Here is a 17398-nt window from a genome sequence, read left to right as displayed (position 1 = left end):
GAACACCGGAGCAAGTGTGGGAGCGGGCTTTATGTGGGAGCTGGCTTGCCTGCGATGGCCTCACCTCGCTATGTCTGGCAGACCGAGGTGACTGCATCGCGGGCAAGCCCGGCTCCCACATAAAACCCGCTCCCACATTGCCCGTGCTACATCAGTGGGAGCGGTGTTGGGTTACAGGTCCGCCAGCGTCGAAACCAGGATCGCCTTGATGGTGTGCATGCGGTTTTCCGCTTGCTCGAAGGCGATGCAGGCCGGGGACTCGAACACGTCGTCGGTCACTTCGATGCCGTTGGCCAGGTGCGGATACTGTTCGGCAATCTGTTTGCCGACCTTGGTATCGCTGTTATGGAACGCCGGCAGGCAGTGCATGAACTTGGTGCGTGGGTTGCCGGTGGCTTTCATCAATTGGGCATTGACCTGGTACGGCAGCAGTTGCTCGATACGCTCGGCCCAGGCTTCCACAGGCTCGCCCATGGAGACCCAGACGTCGGTGTGGATAAAGTCCACGCCCTTGACCGCGGCTTTCGGGTCTTCGGTGAGGGTGATGCGTGCACCGCTTTCTTCTGCGTATTTTTTGCAGCGACCCACCAGGTCATCGTGGGGCCACAGGGCCTTTGGTGCGCAGATGCGTACGTCCATGCCCAGCTTGGCGCCGACCAGCAGCAGCGAGTTGCCCATGTTGTTGCGGGCGTCGCCCAGGTAGGCGTAGCTGATGTCGTGGATCGGCTTGTCAGCGTGTTCACGCATGGTCAACACGTCGGCGATCATCTGGGTTGGGTGGTACTCATCGGTCAGGCCGTTGAACACCGGGACCCCGGCGAACTTCGCCAGTTCTTCGACGATTTCCTGCTTGAAGCCACGGTATTCAATGGCGTCGTACATGCGCCCGAGTACGCGGGCGGTGTCTTTCATGCTTTCTTTGTGGCCGATCTGCGACGAGTTCGGGTCGATGTAGGTAACGTTGGCGCCCTGGTCATAGGCCGCGACTTCGAAGGCACATCGGGTGCGGGTCGAGGTTTTCTCGAAGATCAGCGCGATGTTGTTGCCCTTGAGGTGCTGCTGCTCGGTGCCGGTGTACTTGGCGCGCTTGAGGTCGCGGGACAGGTCCAGCAGGTACCGCAGTTCGCGCGGGGTGTGGTGTTCCAGGCTCAGCAGGTTACGGTTGTGGATGTTGAACGCCATGATGATTCTCCTTGGATTCGGTAATCGGCCCGTGCGGCATCGGGTGGATGCCGCCGGGGAGATGGTCGTTTAGTAGTCGATAGGGTCGCGAATGATCGGGCAGGTCATGCAGTGGCCGCCGCCACGGCCCCGGCCCAGTTCGCCGGCGCTGATGGTGATGACTTCCACACCGGCCTTGCGCAGCAGGGTGTTGGTGTAGGTGTTGCGGTCGTAACCGATCACCACGCCAGGTTCCACGGCCACCACGTTGTTGCCGTCGTCCCACTGTTCGCGTTCGGCGGCGAAGCTGTTGCCGCCGGTTTCCACCACACGCAGGGCCTTGAGGCCAAGGGCTGCGGCCACGGTGTCGAGGAAGTTGGTTTTCTCGCGGTGGATGTCGATGCCGTGGGGCTTGCTCTCGTCAGGGCGCAGGGTGAAGGCGACGATCTGGTTCACTACTTCGGGGAAGATGGTTACCAGGTCGCGGTCGCAGAAGCTGAACACGGTGTCCAGGTGCATCGCGGCGCGGGACTTGGGCAGGCCGGCAACGATGACTTTTTCCACGGCCTTGTTCTTGAACAGGTTGCGCGCCAGTTGGCCGATGGCCTGGTGGGAGGAGCGCTCGCCCATGCCGATCAACACCACGCCGTTGCCAATTGGCATTACGTCGCCGCCTTCCAGGGTGGCTGCACCGTGCTCCTGGTCAGGGTCGCCGTACCAGATCTGGAAGTCGGCGTTGGTGAACTCTGGGTGGAACTTGTAGATGGCGGTGGTCAGCAGGGTTTCCTGGCGTCGCGCCGGCCAGTACATCGGGTTGAGCGTCACGCCACCGTAGATCCAGCAGGTGGTGTCGCGGGTGAACTGGGTGTTGGGCAGCGGTGGCAGGATAAAGCTTGAGTGGCCGAGGAAGTCGCGGAACATCTCGATGGTCTTGCCACCGAAGCTGCTTGGCAGGTCATCGGCGGATACACCACCGATCAGGAACTCGGCGATCTTGCGCGGCTCCAGGCTTTTGAGCCACGAGCCGACTTCATCGACCAGGCCCAGGCCAACCGTGTTGGCGGTGATCTTGCGCTCCAGGATCCAGTCCAGCGCTTCGGGGATGGCGACAATCTCGGTCAACAGGTTGTGCATTTCCAGCACATCGATATCGCGCTCGCGCATCTTGGTAACGAAGTCGAAATGGTCGCGCTTGGCCTGGGCCACCCAGAGCACGTCATCGAAGAGCAGTTCGTCGCAATTGTTGGGGGTCAGCCGCTGATGGGCCAGACCTGGGGAACACACCATGACTTTGCGCAGTTTGCCGGCTTCGGAATGTACGCCGTACTTAACTTTTTCCGTGGTCATTACAGATCCTCCAGTGAACAAAAAGATTCAGGTGTTACAGGGTCAGGAAGCCGTCGTAGAGCCCATAGGCCGCCACCAGGGCGCCAATGACCACTGCGGCGAAAATCAGCTTCTCGACGTTGGTGAAAATCGGTTTGCCCAGTTCACGCTTGGCCTTGGCGAACAGGATCGCGCCGGGGGCGTAGAGCAGGGCGGAGAGCAGCAGGTATTTGGTGCCACCGGCATACAGCAGCCAGACCGCGTAGATCAGGGCAATGGAGCCGATGAACAGGTCTTTCTTGCGCTCGGCCAGGGCCGCCTCGTAGGTCTCGCCGCGTACCGCCAGCAACAGCGCGTAGGCTGCCGACCACAGGTAGGGCACCAGGATCATCGAGGTGGCGAGATAGATCAGCGACAGGTAGGTACTGGCGGAAAACAGCGTGATCACCAGGAAGATCTGGACCATGGCGTTGGTCAGCCACAGGGCGTTGACCGGCACATGGTTGGCGTTTTCCTTACGCAGGAACTCCGGCATGGTGTGGTCTTTGGCGGCGGCGAACATGATCTCTGCACACAGCAGCACCCACGACAGCAGCGCGCCCAGCAACGAGATGATCAAGCCGACGCTGATCAACACCGCGCCCCAATGGCCGACCACATGCTCCAGCACGGCCGCCATCGACGGGTTCTGCAGCTTGGCCAGTTCCGGTTGGGTCATGATCCCCAGGGACAGCACGTTCACCAGCATCAGGAACAGCAGCACGGTGATAAAGCCGATGACGGTGGCCTTGCCCACGTCCGAACGTTTTTCGGCACGGGACGAGAAGATGCTCGCGCCTTCGATACCGATAAATACCCAGACGGTGACCAGCATCATGTTGCGCACCTGGTTCATCACACTGCCCAGGTCGGGGTTTTTCACGCCCCAGATGTCAGCGGTGAAGATGTCCAGCTTGAACGCGAACAGGGCGATCAACACAAACAGCACCAGCGGCACGACCTTGGCGACCGTGGTCACCAGGTTGATGAATGCGGCTTCCTTGATCCCGCGCAGTACCAGAAAGTGCACGGCCCACAACAACACCGACGCGCCAATCACCGCTGCCGGGGTGTTGCCTTCGCCGAAGATGGGGAAGAAGTAACCGAGGGTGCTGAACAACAGCACGAAGTAGCCGACGTTGCCCAGCCAGGCACTGATCCAGTAGCCCCAGGCGGAGGAGAAACCCATGTAGTCACCAAAACCGGCCTTGGCGTAGGCGTACACGCCGCCGTCCAGGTCAGGTTTACGGTTGGCCAGGGTCTGGAATACAAAGGCCAGGGTCAACATACCTACGGCAGTGATAACCCAACCAATCAATACCGCACCGACATCGGCGCTGGCGGCCATGTTTTGCGGCAACGAGAAGATCCCGCCGCCAATCATTGAGCCCACAACTAGAGCAACAAGGGCGCCTAATCGAAGTTTTCCGGGGGATTCAGACATTGCGTGACTCCAATGCAGGAGAAGAGAGACCACAGAATAAAACTGTGCGCTATTCAAACAGCTGACTCAGATCACTTCATTGGCACATTCCATTGTGAATTAAAGACTTATGAATAAATGCAGCGGGCGTATAATTGCTCGGATAAGCACGTCCCAGAGCTTTTATCCGTTCGGGTTAATGCTATATGCCTAAGGCGTGGATGTTTGAAGCTAGCCCGTTTTCGCAGATGTGCAAACTTTTTCAAGAGGCTTTGTCAGATACCCCTCATGGATAAAAGACAAGTGGTATTTAAATTCTAAATTTGCCTAAACTCGACTAACTGAAATGTCATTAAGTTATGAGGCGAGCAGTTTTATTCGCTATAGCTAATAAACGTTGCATGTTTTCGATAAATTAGCCGAGTGCACAGTTGTTAGCTCGATGACGGTTTCATCTGCAGGAGTTTCTATGTCGCAACCGGCACAAAAGCTGCGCCTCAGCGCCTTGGTGGCGTTGGTAGTGGGCTCAATGATTGGCGGCGGGATCTTCTCGTTACCGCAGAACATGGCCGCGCGGGCCGAGGTGGGAGCGATCCTGATCGGTTGGGGCATCACCGCCATTGGCATGCTGACCCTGGCCTTTGTGTTCCAGACCCTGGCCAACCGCAAGCCCAACCTGGATTCGGGTGTGTATGCCTACGCCAAGGCCGGTTTTGGCGACTACATGGGGTTCTCGTCGGCCTGGGGCTATTGGATCAGTGCCTGGATGGGCAACGTCGGTTACTTCGTGCTGCTGTTCAGCACCCTGGGCTATTTTTTCCCGGTGTTTGGCCAGGGTAATACGCCGGTGGCGATCGGCTGCGCGTCGCTGCTGCTGTGGGCCGTGCATTTTCTGGTGATGCGCGGGATCAAGGAGGCCGCGTTTATCAACCAGGTCACCACCGTGGCCAAGATCGTGCCGCTGCTGATGTTTATCGTGATCGCCGCCGTGGCGTTCAAGGCGGATATTTTCACCCGGGATATCTGGGGCCTGGGCAACCCGCAATTTGGTGGGGTGATGGACCAGGTGCGCAACATGATGCTGGTCACCGTGTTTGTGTTTATCGGCATCGAAGGCGCCAGCGTGTACTCGGCGCGCGCGGAAAAACGCTCGGACGTGGGCCGCGCCACGGTGATCGGGTTTGTCGGGGTCTTGGCCCTGCTGGTGCTGGTCAACGTGCTGTCTTTGGGGATCATGAGCCAACCGGAGTTGGCCAACCTGCAGAACCCGTCCTTGGCGGGCGTGCTGGAACATATCGTCGGGCCCTGGGGCGCGATGTTGATCAGCATCGGCCTGGCGGTGTCGCTGCTCGGCGCGTTGCTGTCATGGGCCTTGCTGTGCGCCGAGATTCTCTACGCCACTGCCCATGACAAGACCATGCCGGCCTTCCTGAAAAAGGAAAACGCCAACCGGGTGCCGGTCAATGCGTTGTGGCTGACCAATGTGATGATCCAGTTGTTCCTGGTGATCACGCTGTTTTCGGCCAGCACCTACACCACGCTGATCTACCTGGCGTCGTCGATGATCCTCGTGCCGTATTTATGGTCGGCGGCCTATGCCGTGCTGCTGTGCGGGCGCGGGGAAACCTACGAGGGAGCCCATGGCCAGCGGCTCAAGGACCTGCTGGTGGGGGTGATTGCGCTGGGGTATGCGGTGTGGCTGCTGTATGCCGGCGGCTTGAAATACCTGCTGCTGTCGGCGCTGTTGTATGCCCCAGGGGTGATCCTGTTCGCCCAGGCCAAGCGCGAGCAGGGCCAGCCTTTGTTTACGTTGCTGGAAAAAGGAATTTTCAGTTGCGTGATCGCCGGGGCGAGCCTGGCGGCGTATGGGTTGTACAGCGGGGTGCTGACCTTGTGAAATTGTTGTGCCTGGTGGACCTCATCGCGGGCAAGCCCGCTCCCACATTTGACCGAGTTGTTTGAACTGCACACGATCAACTGTGGGAGCGGGCTTGTCGGGTCGCCGCATCGCCGCGATGACCCTTTCAAGGTCACCACTGTGCCCGATGCGCGCCCAATTCCCCAGCCGGCAAATCCCATTGCAGCGGAGTCCCGGTAAGACTGACCGGCGCCAGCAAACGATGGGCCGGCCCCCAGGCCGTCTGCTCTACCAGCAGTCCCTGATCACCCGGTTCTTCTTCACGCAACGCTGGCTGTTTGTCTTGTCCCGCCTCGATCAACAGCTTCGCCGTACGCGCCAGCGACAGCCGTGCCGAACCCCCATGCCCACTGCTCAAGCGCTCGGCCAAGGCCTGTATCGCACTGGCCGCCATCAGGTAGCCGGTGGCATGGTCCAGCGCCTGCACCGGCAGCGGCACCGGTTTATCTGCCTGTTTGTACAGCATGCCGGCGTGGGCGATGCCGCTGCTCATCTGCACCAGGCTGTCGAAGCCCCGGCGATTGCGCCATGGGCCGCTCCAGCCGTAGGCGTTGAGGCTGACGTCGATCAGGCCGGGGCTAATCTGCTGCAAGGCGCTCGCGTTGTAACCCAGTTGCTCCAGCGCATCTGCCCGATAACCGTGGAACAGAATGTCGGCATCCTTGAGTAAGCTTTCGAACAATTGCCGGTCGCTGGGGTGTTTAAGGTCAAGGCGCGCGCAGCGCTTGCCCAGGGTCATCTCCGGCACGACCCCGGGTTCGTTCCAGTCGGGGGCGTCGATGCGCAAGACGTTGGCGCCAAGGCCGGCGAGAAAACGACTGGCCACGGGGCCGGCCAACACGCGGGTCAGGTCCAGTACCTTGACCCCCGCCAGCGGGCGCGCCACGTTGCCGAGCCAGCGGGTTTTGCCGGCCGTGTCGAAGCGTTTTCGCGCCAGCAACGGTTCCTGATTGACCGCCAACCCCTGGGGATGGGCTTGCCACTCCTGCCAGGTGCGCATCTGTGCGGCGCAGCCGGCCTCGTCGACAATCGCCTGCTCAAGCTCGGCAGCGCTCCATGGGGCGACCTTGAGCGTCATCGCCGCCCGGTCCGCGACCTGTCCCAACACACGCTCGGCAGCCGCGCGGTGGTGAGGGGCGTTGGTGTGCAGGCGAATCCAGCCGTCGGCGCAGGCGTAGTCGCCGGCAATCGGGTCCCACAACGGCGGCACGCTCCAGCCCTGTGGGCGCAGGGAACTGGAGAACCAGAATGAGGCCAGGCGCCGGTCCACGCTGACCAGGGGCAGGCGCCCGGTCTGTTGTTCCAGCAACCGGGCTACGGCCTGGACGGCGGCACCCATGCTGGCGCAAGCCAACTCGGTGACGGCGAAGGCTGAGGGCAAGGCGCCGGCCTCGGCGGTCGCCAGCGGTGTGGGCGGCAGATCGAGTGCACGCTGGATCGAGGTGAGCAGATCAGTCATCAAAGGCCCTCCATAAGAGAAGGGCCATCATAGAAGATCTTCAGGGGTGGGCTGCAATCCCCGGTTGCAAGGGCAAGTCCAGGGTGGCGATAAAACCGCCGTCGGGATGATTGGCCAGGGTCAGGCTGCCGCCATGACGCTCGGCTGCCCGGCGGGCGATGGCCAGGCCCAGGCCATGCCCCTGGGCGGTTTGCCCGGGGGCGCGGTAAAACGGCTCGCCCAGCTTTTGCAGGTGCTCGGCATCCACGCCCGGGCCATGGTCGCGCACACTGATCACAATGCGTTCGCCTTCACGCTGGGCGCGCATTTCAATTGGCTGGCTGGGCGGGGTGAAGCGCAGGGCATTGCGCAACAGGTTGTCCAGTGCCCGCTCGATCATATGTGGCCAGCCCTTGAGTGTCAGCGCCGGGTCGGCGTGAAGCTGTACTTCCTGGTCCGGGGCGCCGAGTTGGGCGTCCTTTTGCAGGGTCCTGAGCAGGGTATTGAGGTCGATGTCTTCGGCGCTGGCGTTGTCGGCATCCACCCGCGCCAGGACCAGGATTTCGCTGATCAACGCTTCCAGGCGATCACATTCCAGGGTCAGGCGTGGCCAGAGTTTTTCCCGCGCCTCGGGGGTGGCCCGTTCGGCCAGGGCCAGGGCGATCCGCAGGCGGGCCAGTGGCGAGCGCAGTTCGTGGGACACATCGCGCAGCAATTGCCGCTGGCTGCCGATCAGGCTTTGCAGGCGTGCGCCCATGCGATTGAAGTCGGTGGCCAGCACGCCAAATTCATCGCGCCGGTCGGCCAGGCGCGCCAGGCTGTTTTGCTGGTATGTGGCCTGGCCCAGATCATGTACCGCTCCGCGCAGGCGGCTGAGGGGGCGGGTGATCGACAGGGTCACCAGCAGGCTGAACAGGGTCAGCACCACCAATGCAATCGCCAGGGCACTCAAGGGCCAGAGCAGGCTGCTGCGGTGCCAGGCATCCAGCTCCGGCAGGGCAATGCGGTAGATCAGCAGGTAGGTGTCGCCGGTTTTTTCGCTGGTGTACTCGGCTGTCAGGCGGCGCCAGGGCAGCCGGCCTTCGTGGCTCTCATGCTGTCGCGCTTCGAAGGCGGCGGCACGGCGCGGGAAGGTGCCACGCACCACCGGGTCGCCGCTCTCGTTGAGCACTTGTACATCGACGTGGTACTGGCGCTTGCGCTGTTGCAACAAGTCCTGGGCGGCGTCCTCGCCTTGGGTTTCGTAACGCTGGGTCCATTCTTCGGCCAGGTTATTGAGGCCGGGATGGCGGCTGAGAATCCAGGCGTCCTGGTTGAGCATATGCCCAAGCAGGATCGACAGCCCGGCAACCAGGGCGATGGCCAGCCAGAAACTGGCAAGGATGCGCCAGAAGAGTGAACGCACAGGAAACCCTCAAACAGGAAAAGCCCAGCGGCACGGGCCACTGGGCTGGGAGGTTGCTAACGCATTATTGCGCTTTTTGCGGTTGTTGCGCTTTCCAGGCCTGGAATTGCTGCCACTCGGCTTGGCGTTCGGCGCGTTTCTTCGCCATTTCGTCGAACTTCTTCTGCTGGTCAGGCTTGAGCAGGGCGCGGATATCCGCCTGGGTTTTCTGCTTGGCGGCGGCCATTTCGTCGTTCATGGCTTTCTGCTCAGCAGCCGGGAGTTTGTCCAGGTACTTCTTGACCAGTTGCTGGCGGCCTTCGCGTTGTTCGCCCATCAGCTTGCCGATCTGCTGGCGCTGTTCGCGGGTCAGGTCGAGCTGGCTGAAAGGGCCGCCTTTGCCGCGCATGCCGTGTTCACCGCCGTGGCCCGGGCCACCCATCATGTGGCCTGCAGGGCCGCCCATCGGGCCTTGGCCTTCTGGCATGGCCATGGCGACGGTAGGCAGGGCTGCGGCGAACATCAGAGCGATAAGGGTCTTGCGCATGGTGTTTCTCCTTGTCTCGGTTCCGGTGATTCCGGATGTGAGTAGATTACGAAGATCAAGGTCAGCGGCGGTCAGGGGAGGGTAAAGCTTGGGTAAAGACAGATTGGGCGGGCACTTACAAAACAGGTAGGAGCCGGCTTGCCGGCGATGGCGTCCGTTGGATCAGCGTATGACTCAAGGGCCTCATCGCCGGCAAGCCGGTTCCTACAGGGGATTTCAGGGGGTGTAGTAGTAGCCACGGCTGCGCAGTGCGACGATCCGCGGGCGGCCGTCGGCATGCGGGCCGATTTTCTTGCGCAGGTTGCTCACGTGCATGTCCAGGCTGCGGTCATACAGGGTCAGCTTGCGGCCCAGGGCGATCTGCGCCAGTTCCTGCTTGTCCAGGGGCTCGCCCGGCTGGCGCAGCAAGGCTTCCAGCAGGCGGCTTTCGGACAGGGTGAGGGTCAGTTCCTGACTGTCGATGATCACCACGCCACGCACCGGGCTGAAGCACAGGTCGCCCAGTTCCAGTTGGGTCGACACCGCCGTCGGGTGGCTGCGGCGCAATACGGCCCGCAGGCGGGCGGTCAGTTCGCGGGGGTCGCAGGGTTTGGCCAGGTAGTCATCGGCGCCCAGTTCCAGGCCGAGGATCCGGTCCAGGGGCTCGCCCCGGGCCGAAAGCATCAGTACCGGCAATTCAGGGTGGTCGGCGCGCAATTGCTTGAGCAACTCCAGGCCGCTGCCATCGGGCAGCATCACGTCCAGCACCACGGCCGCCGGCGCGGCGTCGGCCAGGGCTTTGCGCGCACTCACGCCGTCATGGCAAGCACGCACCTGGAAACCTTCCTGGCTCAACCAACTGGTCAGCAGCTCACAGAGCTCCTGGTCATCATCTATCAGTAACAGCTCGCTCATGACTCACTCAATTTAGCCATTGTCGACGGCGCCGATGCCCGCCACTGGCGAAGATACCGCACAGCAGGGCAACCAGCGCAACTCCTGCGCCAATCACGAACCATTGCTGCTGGTCGGTGAGCCAACGTGGCAGGGCGCCACCTTGCGCGTCCTTGAGTTGCTGGGCCAGGCGCTGATTGTCCTGGCGCAGCCGGCTCAGTTGCGCACTTTCGCGGGCGGCATCGGCAGTTTGCAATTGTTTGCTCAGTTCTTCGCGCAGGCGTTCGCTTTCTTTCAAGCGTTGCTGCAACTCGGTGATCTGGCTGCCGGCACTCAAGGACAGGGGCGTGGAACTGCCGGTGTTCGAGGTTTCTTCAGCCTGGGCCGTAGCCCCGATCGTTAACACTGCCAACAGACACAACTGACGTAAGCGCATCGGAACTCCTGATTCCACACGAATATTCAGAACGTTGTCGGCAGGTTACCGAGAATAATGAGCGATTAGACGTTTGCCGAACCCAATAGGTTCGGCGTCACCTGAATCAAGGCAGGACTTGCTTGAAGGGTTTGATCACGACATCGGCATAGGCGCCGGCTGCAACATACGGGTCGGCCTTGGCCCAGGCCTGGGCATCGGCCAGGGAGGCGAACTCGGCGATGATCAGGCTGCCGGTGAAGCCGGCATCTCCCGGATCATTGCTGTCGACGGCCGGGTGTGGGCCGGCGAGCACCAAGCGCCCTTCGGCCTGTAGCGCCTTGAGGCGTTCCACGTGGGCCGGGCGCACGGACAGGCGTTTTTCCAGGGAGTTGGCGACGTCGGTGGCAATGATGGCGTAGAGCATGTCAGTCCTCGGTTTTTGGCGTGGTAGGGGCGGTGTCATGCAGGTGGCGCGACAGGTAGATACCCTGGCCGATCAGGAACAGGACGGTCATGCCCAGGCTGCCGAACACCTTGAAGTCGACCCAATAGTTCTGGAAGGTAAAGGCCACGAACAGGTTGGCGGCGCCGCAGAACAGGAAAAATACGATCCAGGCCACGTTCAAGCGTGTCCAGACCGGCTCCGGCAGGGTCAGCGCATGGCCCATGATTCGCTTGATCAGCAGGCGATCACCGATGAAGTGGCTGCCGATAAAGACCAGGGCGAACAGCCAGTTGACCACCGGGGCTTTCCATTTAAGGAAGGTTTCGCTGTGGAAGGCCAGGGTCAGGCCGCCAAATACCAGGCAGGCGATGAGGGTCAGCCATTGGCTTTTTTCGAGTTTGCGCTGGGAGATGAAGATGGCGCCGTAGACCACCACAGAGCTGACGATCAGGACGGCAGTGGCGCTGTAGATCCCCCCGAACGACAGCTCATGACCGGCGATATCGATGACCCTGGGGTCGAGTTTGGTAACGATGAAGAACAGCAACAGCGGGATGAAGTCGATGAATTGTTTCACAGTAAGAGCCAGAAGCTGGATGTGGCGGCATAATAACAAACATCCTTGGTAGCGTAAGCGCCAGCTGACTTGAGGTTACAGACTCCCGTGAATGTTGATTTGCACTGCCACAGCACGGCCTCCGACGGCGCCCTGGCGCCCGCGGTACTGGTTGCGCGTGCGTTTGAAAAAGGCGTGCGAGTCCTGTCGTTGACCGACCACGACACCCTTGAAGGCCTGGACGAGGCGCGTATTGCCGCCACGGCGCTGGGCATGCAACTGGTCAATGGCGTCGAGCTGTCCTGCACCTGGGGCGGCGCAACCATTCATGTGTTGGGCTACGGTTTTGATGTCACGGCCCCGCCGCTGGTGGAGGCTATCGCCCGGTTGCACGATGGCCGCTGGCTGCGGTCCGAAGAAATAAGCCGCAAACTGGCGCTCAAGGGTATGCCCAATGCCCTTGAGGGCGCCCGTGCCATCCAGCAGGCGCTGGGTGACAGCGGCAACGCGCCGGCCCGCCCGCATTTTGCCGACTGGATGGTGCGCGAGGGTTACGTCAAGGATCGCGCCGAAGCGTTCCGCAAATGGCTGGGCGCCGGCAAGCTGGGGGACGTCAAGCTGCATTGGCCGACCCTCGAAGACACTGTGGCGACCCTGCGCGCCTCCGGGGCCTGGGTCAGCCTGGCGCACCCCTGGCATTACGATTTTACCCGCAGCAAGCGTCGCAAGCTGATAGGCGACTATATTCAAGCGGGTGGCCACGCCATCGAAGTGGTCAATGGGCATCAACCCGCCGAACAGGTTGGCAGCCTGGCGATTCTTGCCCGTGAATTTGGTCTGCTGGTCAGTGCCGGCAGTGATTTCCATGGCCCAGGCGGCTGGTCGGAGATCGGCGAATACCGCCCGGTCCCGGAAGACTTGCCGCTCCTGTGGGGGCGATTCAAGCATGACCCCATTACCGCCACTGTCTGAACAGGTAGAGAACGTGAGTCAATTTTTCCAGATTCATCCGGAAAATCCGCAAGCGCGGCTGATCAAACAGGCCGTGGAGATCATTCGCGCCGGTGGCGTGGTGATCTACCCCACGGACTCCTCCTACGCCATTGGTTGCCAGATCGGCGACAAGAATGCGGTGGAGCGCGTAAGACGCCTGCGCGACCTGGATAAAAACCACAACTTCGCGCTGATCTGCAGCGACCTGTCGCAGCTGGGGCTGTTCGCCAAGGTCGATACCGGCACCTTCCGCCTGCTCAAGGCCCATACGCCAGGGCCCTATACCTTTATTCTCAATGCCACCCGCGAGGTGCCGCGCCTGCTGCTGCACCCGAAGAAACGCACCATCGGCCTGCGGGTGCCGGAGCACCCCATCGCCCTGGCGCTGCTGGCCGAGCTGGGTGAGCCGCTGATGAGCGTGTCGCTGATCATGCCCGGCGAGACTGAACCGTTGGAAGACCCCTACGAAATGCGACAACTCCTGGAAAAACAGGTGGACCTGATCATCGACGGCGGCTTCGGCGGTGGCAAGGCGTCCACCGTGATCAACCTGGCCGACGGCGAGCCAGAGGTGATCCGGGTAGGCTGTGGCGACCCGGCACCGTTCATGGTCGAGGCCTGAATGTCGGCCGTGGAAACCGTCGACAGCCAGGCCGGTGCCCAGCAGGAACTGCCATTTGCCATGGTCTACGGCCAGGCCGTCATGGAAATGCCCCTGGACCTGTACATCCCGCCGGATGCCCTGGAAGTCTTCCTTGAGGCCTTCGAAGGCCCGCTTGACTTGCTGCTGTACCTGATCCGCAAACAGAACATCAATATCCTCGACATCCCGGTGGCGGAAATCACCCGCCAGTACATGGGTTATGTCGAGTTGATGCAGTCGGTGCGCCTGGAGTTGGCCGCCGAGTACCTGGTGATGGCTGCGATGCTGGCGGAGATCAAGTCGCGCATGCTGCTGCCGCGCTCCGAGACGATCGAAGCGGAAGAGGACGACCCCCGCGCCGAACTGATCCGCCGCCTGCAGGAGTACGAGCGCTTCAAGGCTGCCGCCGAAGGCATCGACGGCTTGAGCCGCGTGGGCCGTGACGTGGTGGTGCCCAAGCTCGATGCGCCGGAGGCCCGGGCGCGTAAATTGTTGCCAGATGTGAGCCTGGAAGAACTGCTGATGTCCATGGCCGAGGTGCTGCGCCGTGGCGATATGTTTGAAAGCCACCAGGTCAGCCGCGAAGCCTTGTCCACCCGCGAGCGCATGAGCGATGTGCTGGAGCGCCTGAAGGGCGGCGGGTTTGTGCCGTTTGTCGAGCTGTTTACCGCCGAAGAGGGGCGCCTGGGCGTGGTCGTGACCTTTATGGCGGTCCTCGAGCTGGTCAAGGAGTCCTTGGTCGAGCTGGTGCAGAATGAGCCTTTTGCGGCTATCCACGTGCGGGCGCGAGCCGAATAACGAGCTGAATTGATGAATCTGACTGAACCTCGCGAACTGGCACCGCTGTTGGAAGCCTTCCTCCTGGCCTCGGGCAAGCCGCAATCGCTGGAGCGCCTGTTTGAACTGTTTGAAGAAGCCGAGCGCCCGGAACCGCCGGTGTTCAAGAAGGCCCTGGAAATCCTGCGTAAATCCTGTGACGGCCGCGCTTTTGAGCTGAGGGAAGTGGCCTCGGGCTATCGCTTGCAGATCCGTGAGAAATTTTCGCCGTGGGTCGGGCGCCTGTGGGAAGAGCGCCCGCAACGTTATTCCCGGGCGATGCTGGAGACCATGGCGCTGATTGCCTATCGCCAGCCCATCACCCGTGGCGAGATCGAGGATGTGCGCGGTGTGGCGGTCAACAGCCATATCGTCAAGACGCTGCTGGAGCGCGAGTGGATCCGCATCGTCGGCTACCGCGACGTACCCGGCAAACCGGCGATGTTTGCTACCACCAAGGTGTTTCTCGACCACTTCAACCTGAAAAACCTCGACGACCTGCCGCCACTGGCCGAGCTGCGCGAGATCGAGGCCGAACCGGTGCTCGACTTCGACGATGCCCCGGTGCCGCCCGGTTTGCAGGAACTGGCCGATGCCAGCGCCGAACCGGAGGAGCCGAAGGACGAGACCAGTTTCCATACCTTGCTGCTGGAGCTGGACGATATGGAGCAGGGGATCAAGACCGACTTTTATGACTTGCTGCGTGATGGGGCGGGCGAAACGCCGATGAACGTTGAAACGGCGCCTGCGGTCGAACCTGAGCCTGAGGAAGACATCCTGGGTGTGGCGGCCGCCCGCGAAAAACTGCTGGCTGCCGTTGCCGCCCTGGAACAACCCGAATTGAGCGAAGAAGAAGCCGAAGCCCGGGCACTGGCCGAAGCCATCGAAAACGAACGCCGCGAATTCGAAGACTGACCCGGTCTGCCCCCCCACATTGATGTGTTGTGTAGCCAAACTCGTGCTGCAAACGAGATCCCCTGTAGGAGCTGGCTTGCCTGCGATGGCGGTGTGTCAGCCAGCCTATCCGGTGCTGACCCAGCGCCATCGCAGGCAAGCCAGCTCCTACAGAAAAGCCCTGTGCCGTGAGGTAGTGATGAGCTCCACCAAAGACCCCTGCATCAGCCTCTGCAAATTCAGCGACGACATCTGCGTCGGCTGCGGGCGCAGCAAGCGTGAGATCCGGGCCTGGAAGAAGCTCGACAAAGTCGACAAGCGCGCGGTGCTGGCCGAAGCCGAGCTACGGCTGATCGCCCTGGGCGCCACCGGTCGGCGGAAAAGCAAATGAGCCGGCCCATATCGACTAGTCTCTGATGCGCAATGCGCGCCATGAGCGTATGATTCGCGACCCTTTGGCGATGCGTTCGCCCAAGACCCCAGTTTCAATACCTTCAGGCCACGCCTGAATCGACACACCGGGAGGTGCTTAAGATGAAAGACCAAGACCAGAACGACAGCCAGGAAATCGGCCCAGCCGGCGAGAAACTGCAAAAAGTCCTCGCCCGTATCGGCGTTGGCTCGCGCCGCGACGTAGAAGCCTGGATCACCCAGAAGCGCATCAAGGTCAATGGCGTTGAAGCCACCCTGGGCCAGCGCGTCGATCTGCATGACGCAATCACCATTGATGGCAAGGTCATCAAGCGTGAAGAGGCCGCCGAATCGGTGCGCCGCGTGATCATGTACAACAAGCCCGACGGCGAGATCTGCACCCGTGACGACCCGGAAGGCCGTCCAACCGTGTTCGACAAGATGCCCAAGCCCAAAGAAGGCCGTTGGATCAACATCGGTCGCCTGGACATCAACACCACCGGCCTGCTGATGTTCACCACCGACGGTGAGCTGGCCAACCGTCTGATGCACCCGTCCTACGAGATGGACCGCGAATACGCGGTGCGTGTACGGGGTGAAGTCGATGACGAGATGATCGAACGCCTCAAGGCTGGCGTGGTGCTGGAAGACGGCCCGGCCAAGTTCACCGACATCAAGCAGGCGCCAGGTGGCGAAGGTTTCAACCACTGGTACCACTGCGTGGTGATGGAAGGGCGTAACCGTGAAGTACGGCGCCTGTGGGAATCCCAGGGCCTGGTGGTCAGCCGCCTGAAGCGCGTGCGTTTCGGCCCGGTGTTCCTCAATTCGGACCTGCCGATGGGGCGTTGGCGCGAAATGAGCCAGTACGAAGTCGACATCCTCAGTGCTGAAGTCGGCCTGACCCCTGTGGCCATGCCGCAGATGAACGCCAAGAGCAAAGACAAGCTGGAGCGCATGCAGCGTAAATCGTCGCGCCCTGTGGCACGTACCGAGCGCGTTGCCCGTACTTTGCGCCCGGCGCTGGATGCACCGGCCACTGGCGGTCGTATTTCCCGTCAGCCGCAGATCGAGGGCGATCGTCGTCCGTCGGCTCCGGCCCGTCAGGATGGCGAGCGTGCACCGCGTACTCCGCGTCCGGCCGGTCGTGGCGAGGCGCCAACGGGCGGTCGCAGCAACCGTGGCGATACCGGCCGTGGTGCTCCGCAGACCGATCGTCCAGCCGAAGGTGCCAAGCGCCCAGCCAAGCCCGCGCCGAAAAAGCGCCCAGGGCTCAAACTGGTAGCTGATGAGCCGTCGGGCAAGCGCCGCGGTGCGCCGGCAGGCTCCGGCCAGCGCCCGGGTTTTGGGCGTAAGAAGCCCTAAGAGCAGCAGCAAGTTTTAAGCTTCAAGCTGTAAGAAAAAGCGCCAACCTGCGGGTTGGCGTTTTTTTTTGCACGCGGTGTGGCGAGCGGGCTTGCCCTAATGCCAGTCAGTTAAGCGCAGCCCCCCTGTAGGAGCGGGCTTGCCCGCGAAAGCAGTGGGTCAGTCAACATCAATGTTTGCTGGGCCGACGTCTTCGCGAGCAAGCCCGCTCCCACACGTGATCTGTGGTGGTGCCAACATTCTCTGCCCCAGTGAGATCCCCTGTGGGAGCGGGCTTGCTCGCGAAAGCAGTGGGTCAGTCAACATCAATGTTTGCTGGGCCGATGTCTTCGCGGCGATGCGGCGATCCGACAAGCCCGCTCGCCACGTGGGAGTCGGTGGAGCGTCATAAATAGCTTCCGGTCTGTAACGATTGTTTTACGGGATGGATGGGCCTAGGCGGGGCGTGCCCTCGATGGGCTTTTTCTGTAAAGAAAATCTTACGGCTGGCCAACAATCTCCCCCACAACCCTCCCTAACGGATCGAGCGGTGTACAATGCGCCGCGTTTTACTGTGACCCCCCTTGCGTATCCACGCAAAAGGCCTTCAAGGCTAGCTGCCTTGTTAACTCCGCCTGGCCATAAGCCGGACGGGTTCGATTTCGTCACAGATAAAAACAAACAGGTGACGCATGACCGTTAGAAAGACGCTGAACTCCTGGTGCCTGCGCTGGGGTTTGATCGGCGCTGCTTGAGTCGGTTTCAAAGCAGC

17 protein-coding genes are annotated in these 17398 nt (G+C 61.5%); 7 read left to right on the top strand and 10 right to left on the bottom strand.

Features of this window, described 5'->3' with window-relative positions; translation table 11 throughout:
* Positions 1-171: 171 nt before the first annotated feature.
* The 3 genes from ACSSVH_RS19755 to arcD (ACSSVH_RS19745) all read right to left on the bottom strand — a co-directional run bounded on the left by ACSSVH_RS19755 (position 172) and on the right by arcD (ACSSVH_RS19745) (position 3970).
* Positions 172-1182, bottom strand: a complete 1011-nt coding sequence (locus ACSSVH_RS19755; RefSeq protein ID WP_038442811.1) for an ornithine carbamoyltransferase — start codon at positions 1180-1182, stop codon at positions 172-174.
* A gap of 69 nt (positions 1183-1251) precedes the next feature.
* Complete coding sequence (gene arcA / locus ACSSVH_RS19750; protein WP_169954687.1) at positions 1252-2508, bottom strand: arginine deiminase; 1257 nt, start codon at positions 2506-2508, stop codon at positions 1252-1254.
* A 34-nt stretch (positions 2509-2542) separates the two neighbouring features.
* Positions 2543-3970 (bottom strand): arginine-ornithine antiporter, encoded by a 1428-nt coding sequence (arcD, locus tag ACSSVH_RS19745; RefSeq protein WP_169954688.1) that lies wholly within the window; start codon positions 3968-3970, stop codon positions 2543-2545.
* 448 nt (positions 3971-4418) lie between these two features.
* Between arcD (ACSSVH_RS19745) and arcD (ACSSVH_RS19740) the strand changes: the two genes are divergently transcribed.
* Entirely contained in the window at positions 4419-5846 is a 1428-nt protein-coding gene (gene arcD, locus ACSSVH_RS19740) for an arginine-ornithine antiporter (protein WP_170056863.1), read from the top strand.
* Between the two features lie 133 nt (positions 5847-5979).
* Here arcD (ACSSVH_RS19740) and ACSSVH_RS19735 read toward each other — a convergent pair whose 3' ends face one another.
* The 7 genes from ACSSVH_RS19735 to ACSSVH_RS19705 all read right to left on the bottom strand — a co-directional run bounded on the left by ACSSVH_RS19735 (position 5980) and on the right by ACSSVH_RS19705 (position 11549).
* Positions 5980-7326, bottom strand: a complete 1347-nt coding sequence (locus tag ACSSVH_RS19735) for a CoA transferase (protein WP_492633628.1) — start codon at positions 7324-7326, stop codon at positions 5980-5982.
* Positions 7327-7366: 40 nt separating this feature from the next.
* Entirely contained in the window at positions 7367-8710 is a 1344-nt protein-coding gene (locus ACSSVH_RS19730; RefSeq protein ID WP_492633627.1) for a sensor histidine kinase, read from the bottom strand.
* Positions 8711-8774: 64 nt separating this feature from the next.
* Positions 8775-9236, bottom strand: a complete 462-nt coding sequence (locus ACSSVH_RS19725; RefSeq protein ID WP_169954692.1) for an LTXXQ domain protein — start codon at positions 9234-9236, stop codon at positions 8775-8777.
* A 216-nt stretch (positions 9237-9452) separates the two neighbouring features.
* The gene (locus ACSSVH_RS19720) at positions 9453-10130 is read right to left on the bottom strand and encodes a response regulator transcription factor (protein WP_169954693.1); all 678 of its coding nucleotides are present in this window, start codon (positions 10128-10130) and stop codon (positions 9453-9455) included.
* 7 nt (positions 10131-10137) lie between these two features.
* Positions 10138-10545, bottom strand: coding sequence for an SH3 domain-containing protein (locus ACSSVH_RS19715; protein WP_169954694.1), 408 nt, complete (start codon positions 10543-10545; stop codon positions 10138-10140).
* Positions 10546-10651: 106 nt separating this feature from the next.
* Positions 10652-10951, bottom strand: a complete 300-nt coding sequence (locus ACSSVH_RS19710) for a YciI family protein (RefSeq protein WP_169954695.1) — start codon at positions 10949-10951, stop codon at positions 10652-10654.
* A 1-nt stretch (position 10952) separates the two neighbouring features.
* Complete coding sequence (locus ACSSVH_RS19705) at positions 10953-11549, bottom strand: septation protein A (RefSeq protein WP_169954696.1); 597 nt, start codon at positions 11547-11549, stop codon at positions 10953-10955.
* 87 nt (positions 11550-11636) lie between these two features.
* On the opposite strand from ACSSVH_RS19705, the gene ACSSVH_RS19700 reads away from it, so the two are divergent.
* The 6 genes from ACSSVH_RS19700 to rluB all read left to right on the top strand — a co-directional run bounded on the left by ACSSVH_RS19700 (position 11637) and on the right by rluB (position 16647).
* The gene (locus tag ACSSVH_RS19700) at positions 11637-12500 is read left to right on the top strand and encodes a PHP domain-containing protein (RefSeq protein ID WP_169954697.1); all 864 of its coding nucleotides are present in this window, start codon (positions 11637-11639) and stop codon (positions 12498-12500) included.
* A 13-nt stretch (positions 12501-12513) separates the two neighbouring features.
* Positions 12514-13143: an L-threonylcarbamoyladenylate synthase gene (locus tag ACSSVH_RS19695; protein WP_169954698.1), complete on the top strand. Its 630-nt coding sequence runs from the start codon at positions 12514-12516 to the stop codon at positions 13141-13143.
* On the top strand, positions 13144-13962 hold the full coding sequence (locus ACSSVH_RS19690) for a segregation and condensation protein A (RefSeq protein WP_492633626.1): 819 nt from the start codon (positions 13144-13146) through the stop codon (positions 13960-13962). It abuts the gene before it with no gap.
* Between the two features lie 12 nt (positions 13963-13974).
* Positions 13975-14895 carry an SMC-Scp complex subunit ScpB gene (scpB, locus tag ACSSVH_RS19685; protein WP_492633625.1) on the top strand — a complete coding sequence of 307 codons (921 nt, stop codon included), beginning with the start codon at positions 13975-13977 and terminating at the stop codon, positions 14893-14895.
* 178 nt (positions 14896-15073) lie between these two features.
* The gene (locus ACSSVH_RS19680) at positions 15074-15265 is read left to right on the top strand and encodes a DUF1289 domain-containing protein (RefSeq protein WP_057439987.1); all 192 of its coding nucleotides are present in this window, start codon (positions 15074-15076) and stop codon (positions 15263-15265) included.
* 143 nt (positions 15266-15408) lie between these two features.
* Positions 15409-16647, top strand: coding sequence for a 23S rRNA pseudouridine(2605) synthase RluB (gene rluB, locus ACSSVH_RS19675; protein ID WP_057960500.1), 1239 nt, complete (start codon positions 15409-15411; stop codon positions 16645-16647).
* Positions 16648-17398: the final 751 nt, after the last annotated feature.

It is taken from the genome of Pseudomonas sp. HC1(2025), assembly GCF_058742075.1.
The sequence above is the reverse complement of the archived record's forward strand: the minus strand, read 5'-3'. Positions and strand labels throughout refer to the sequence as shown.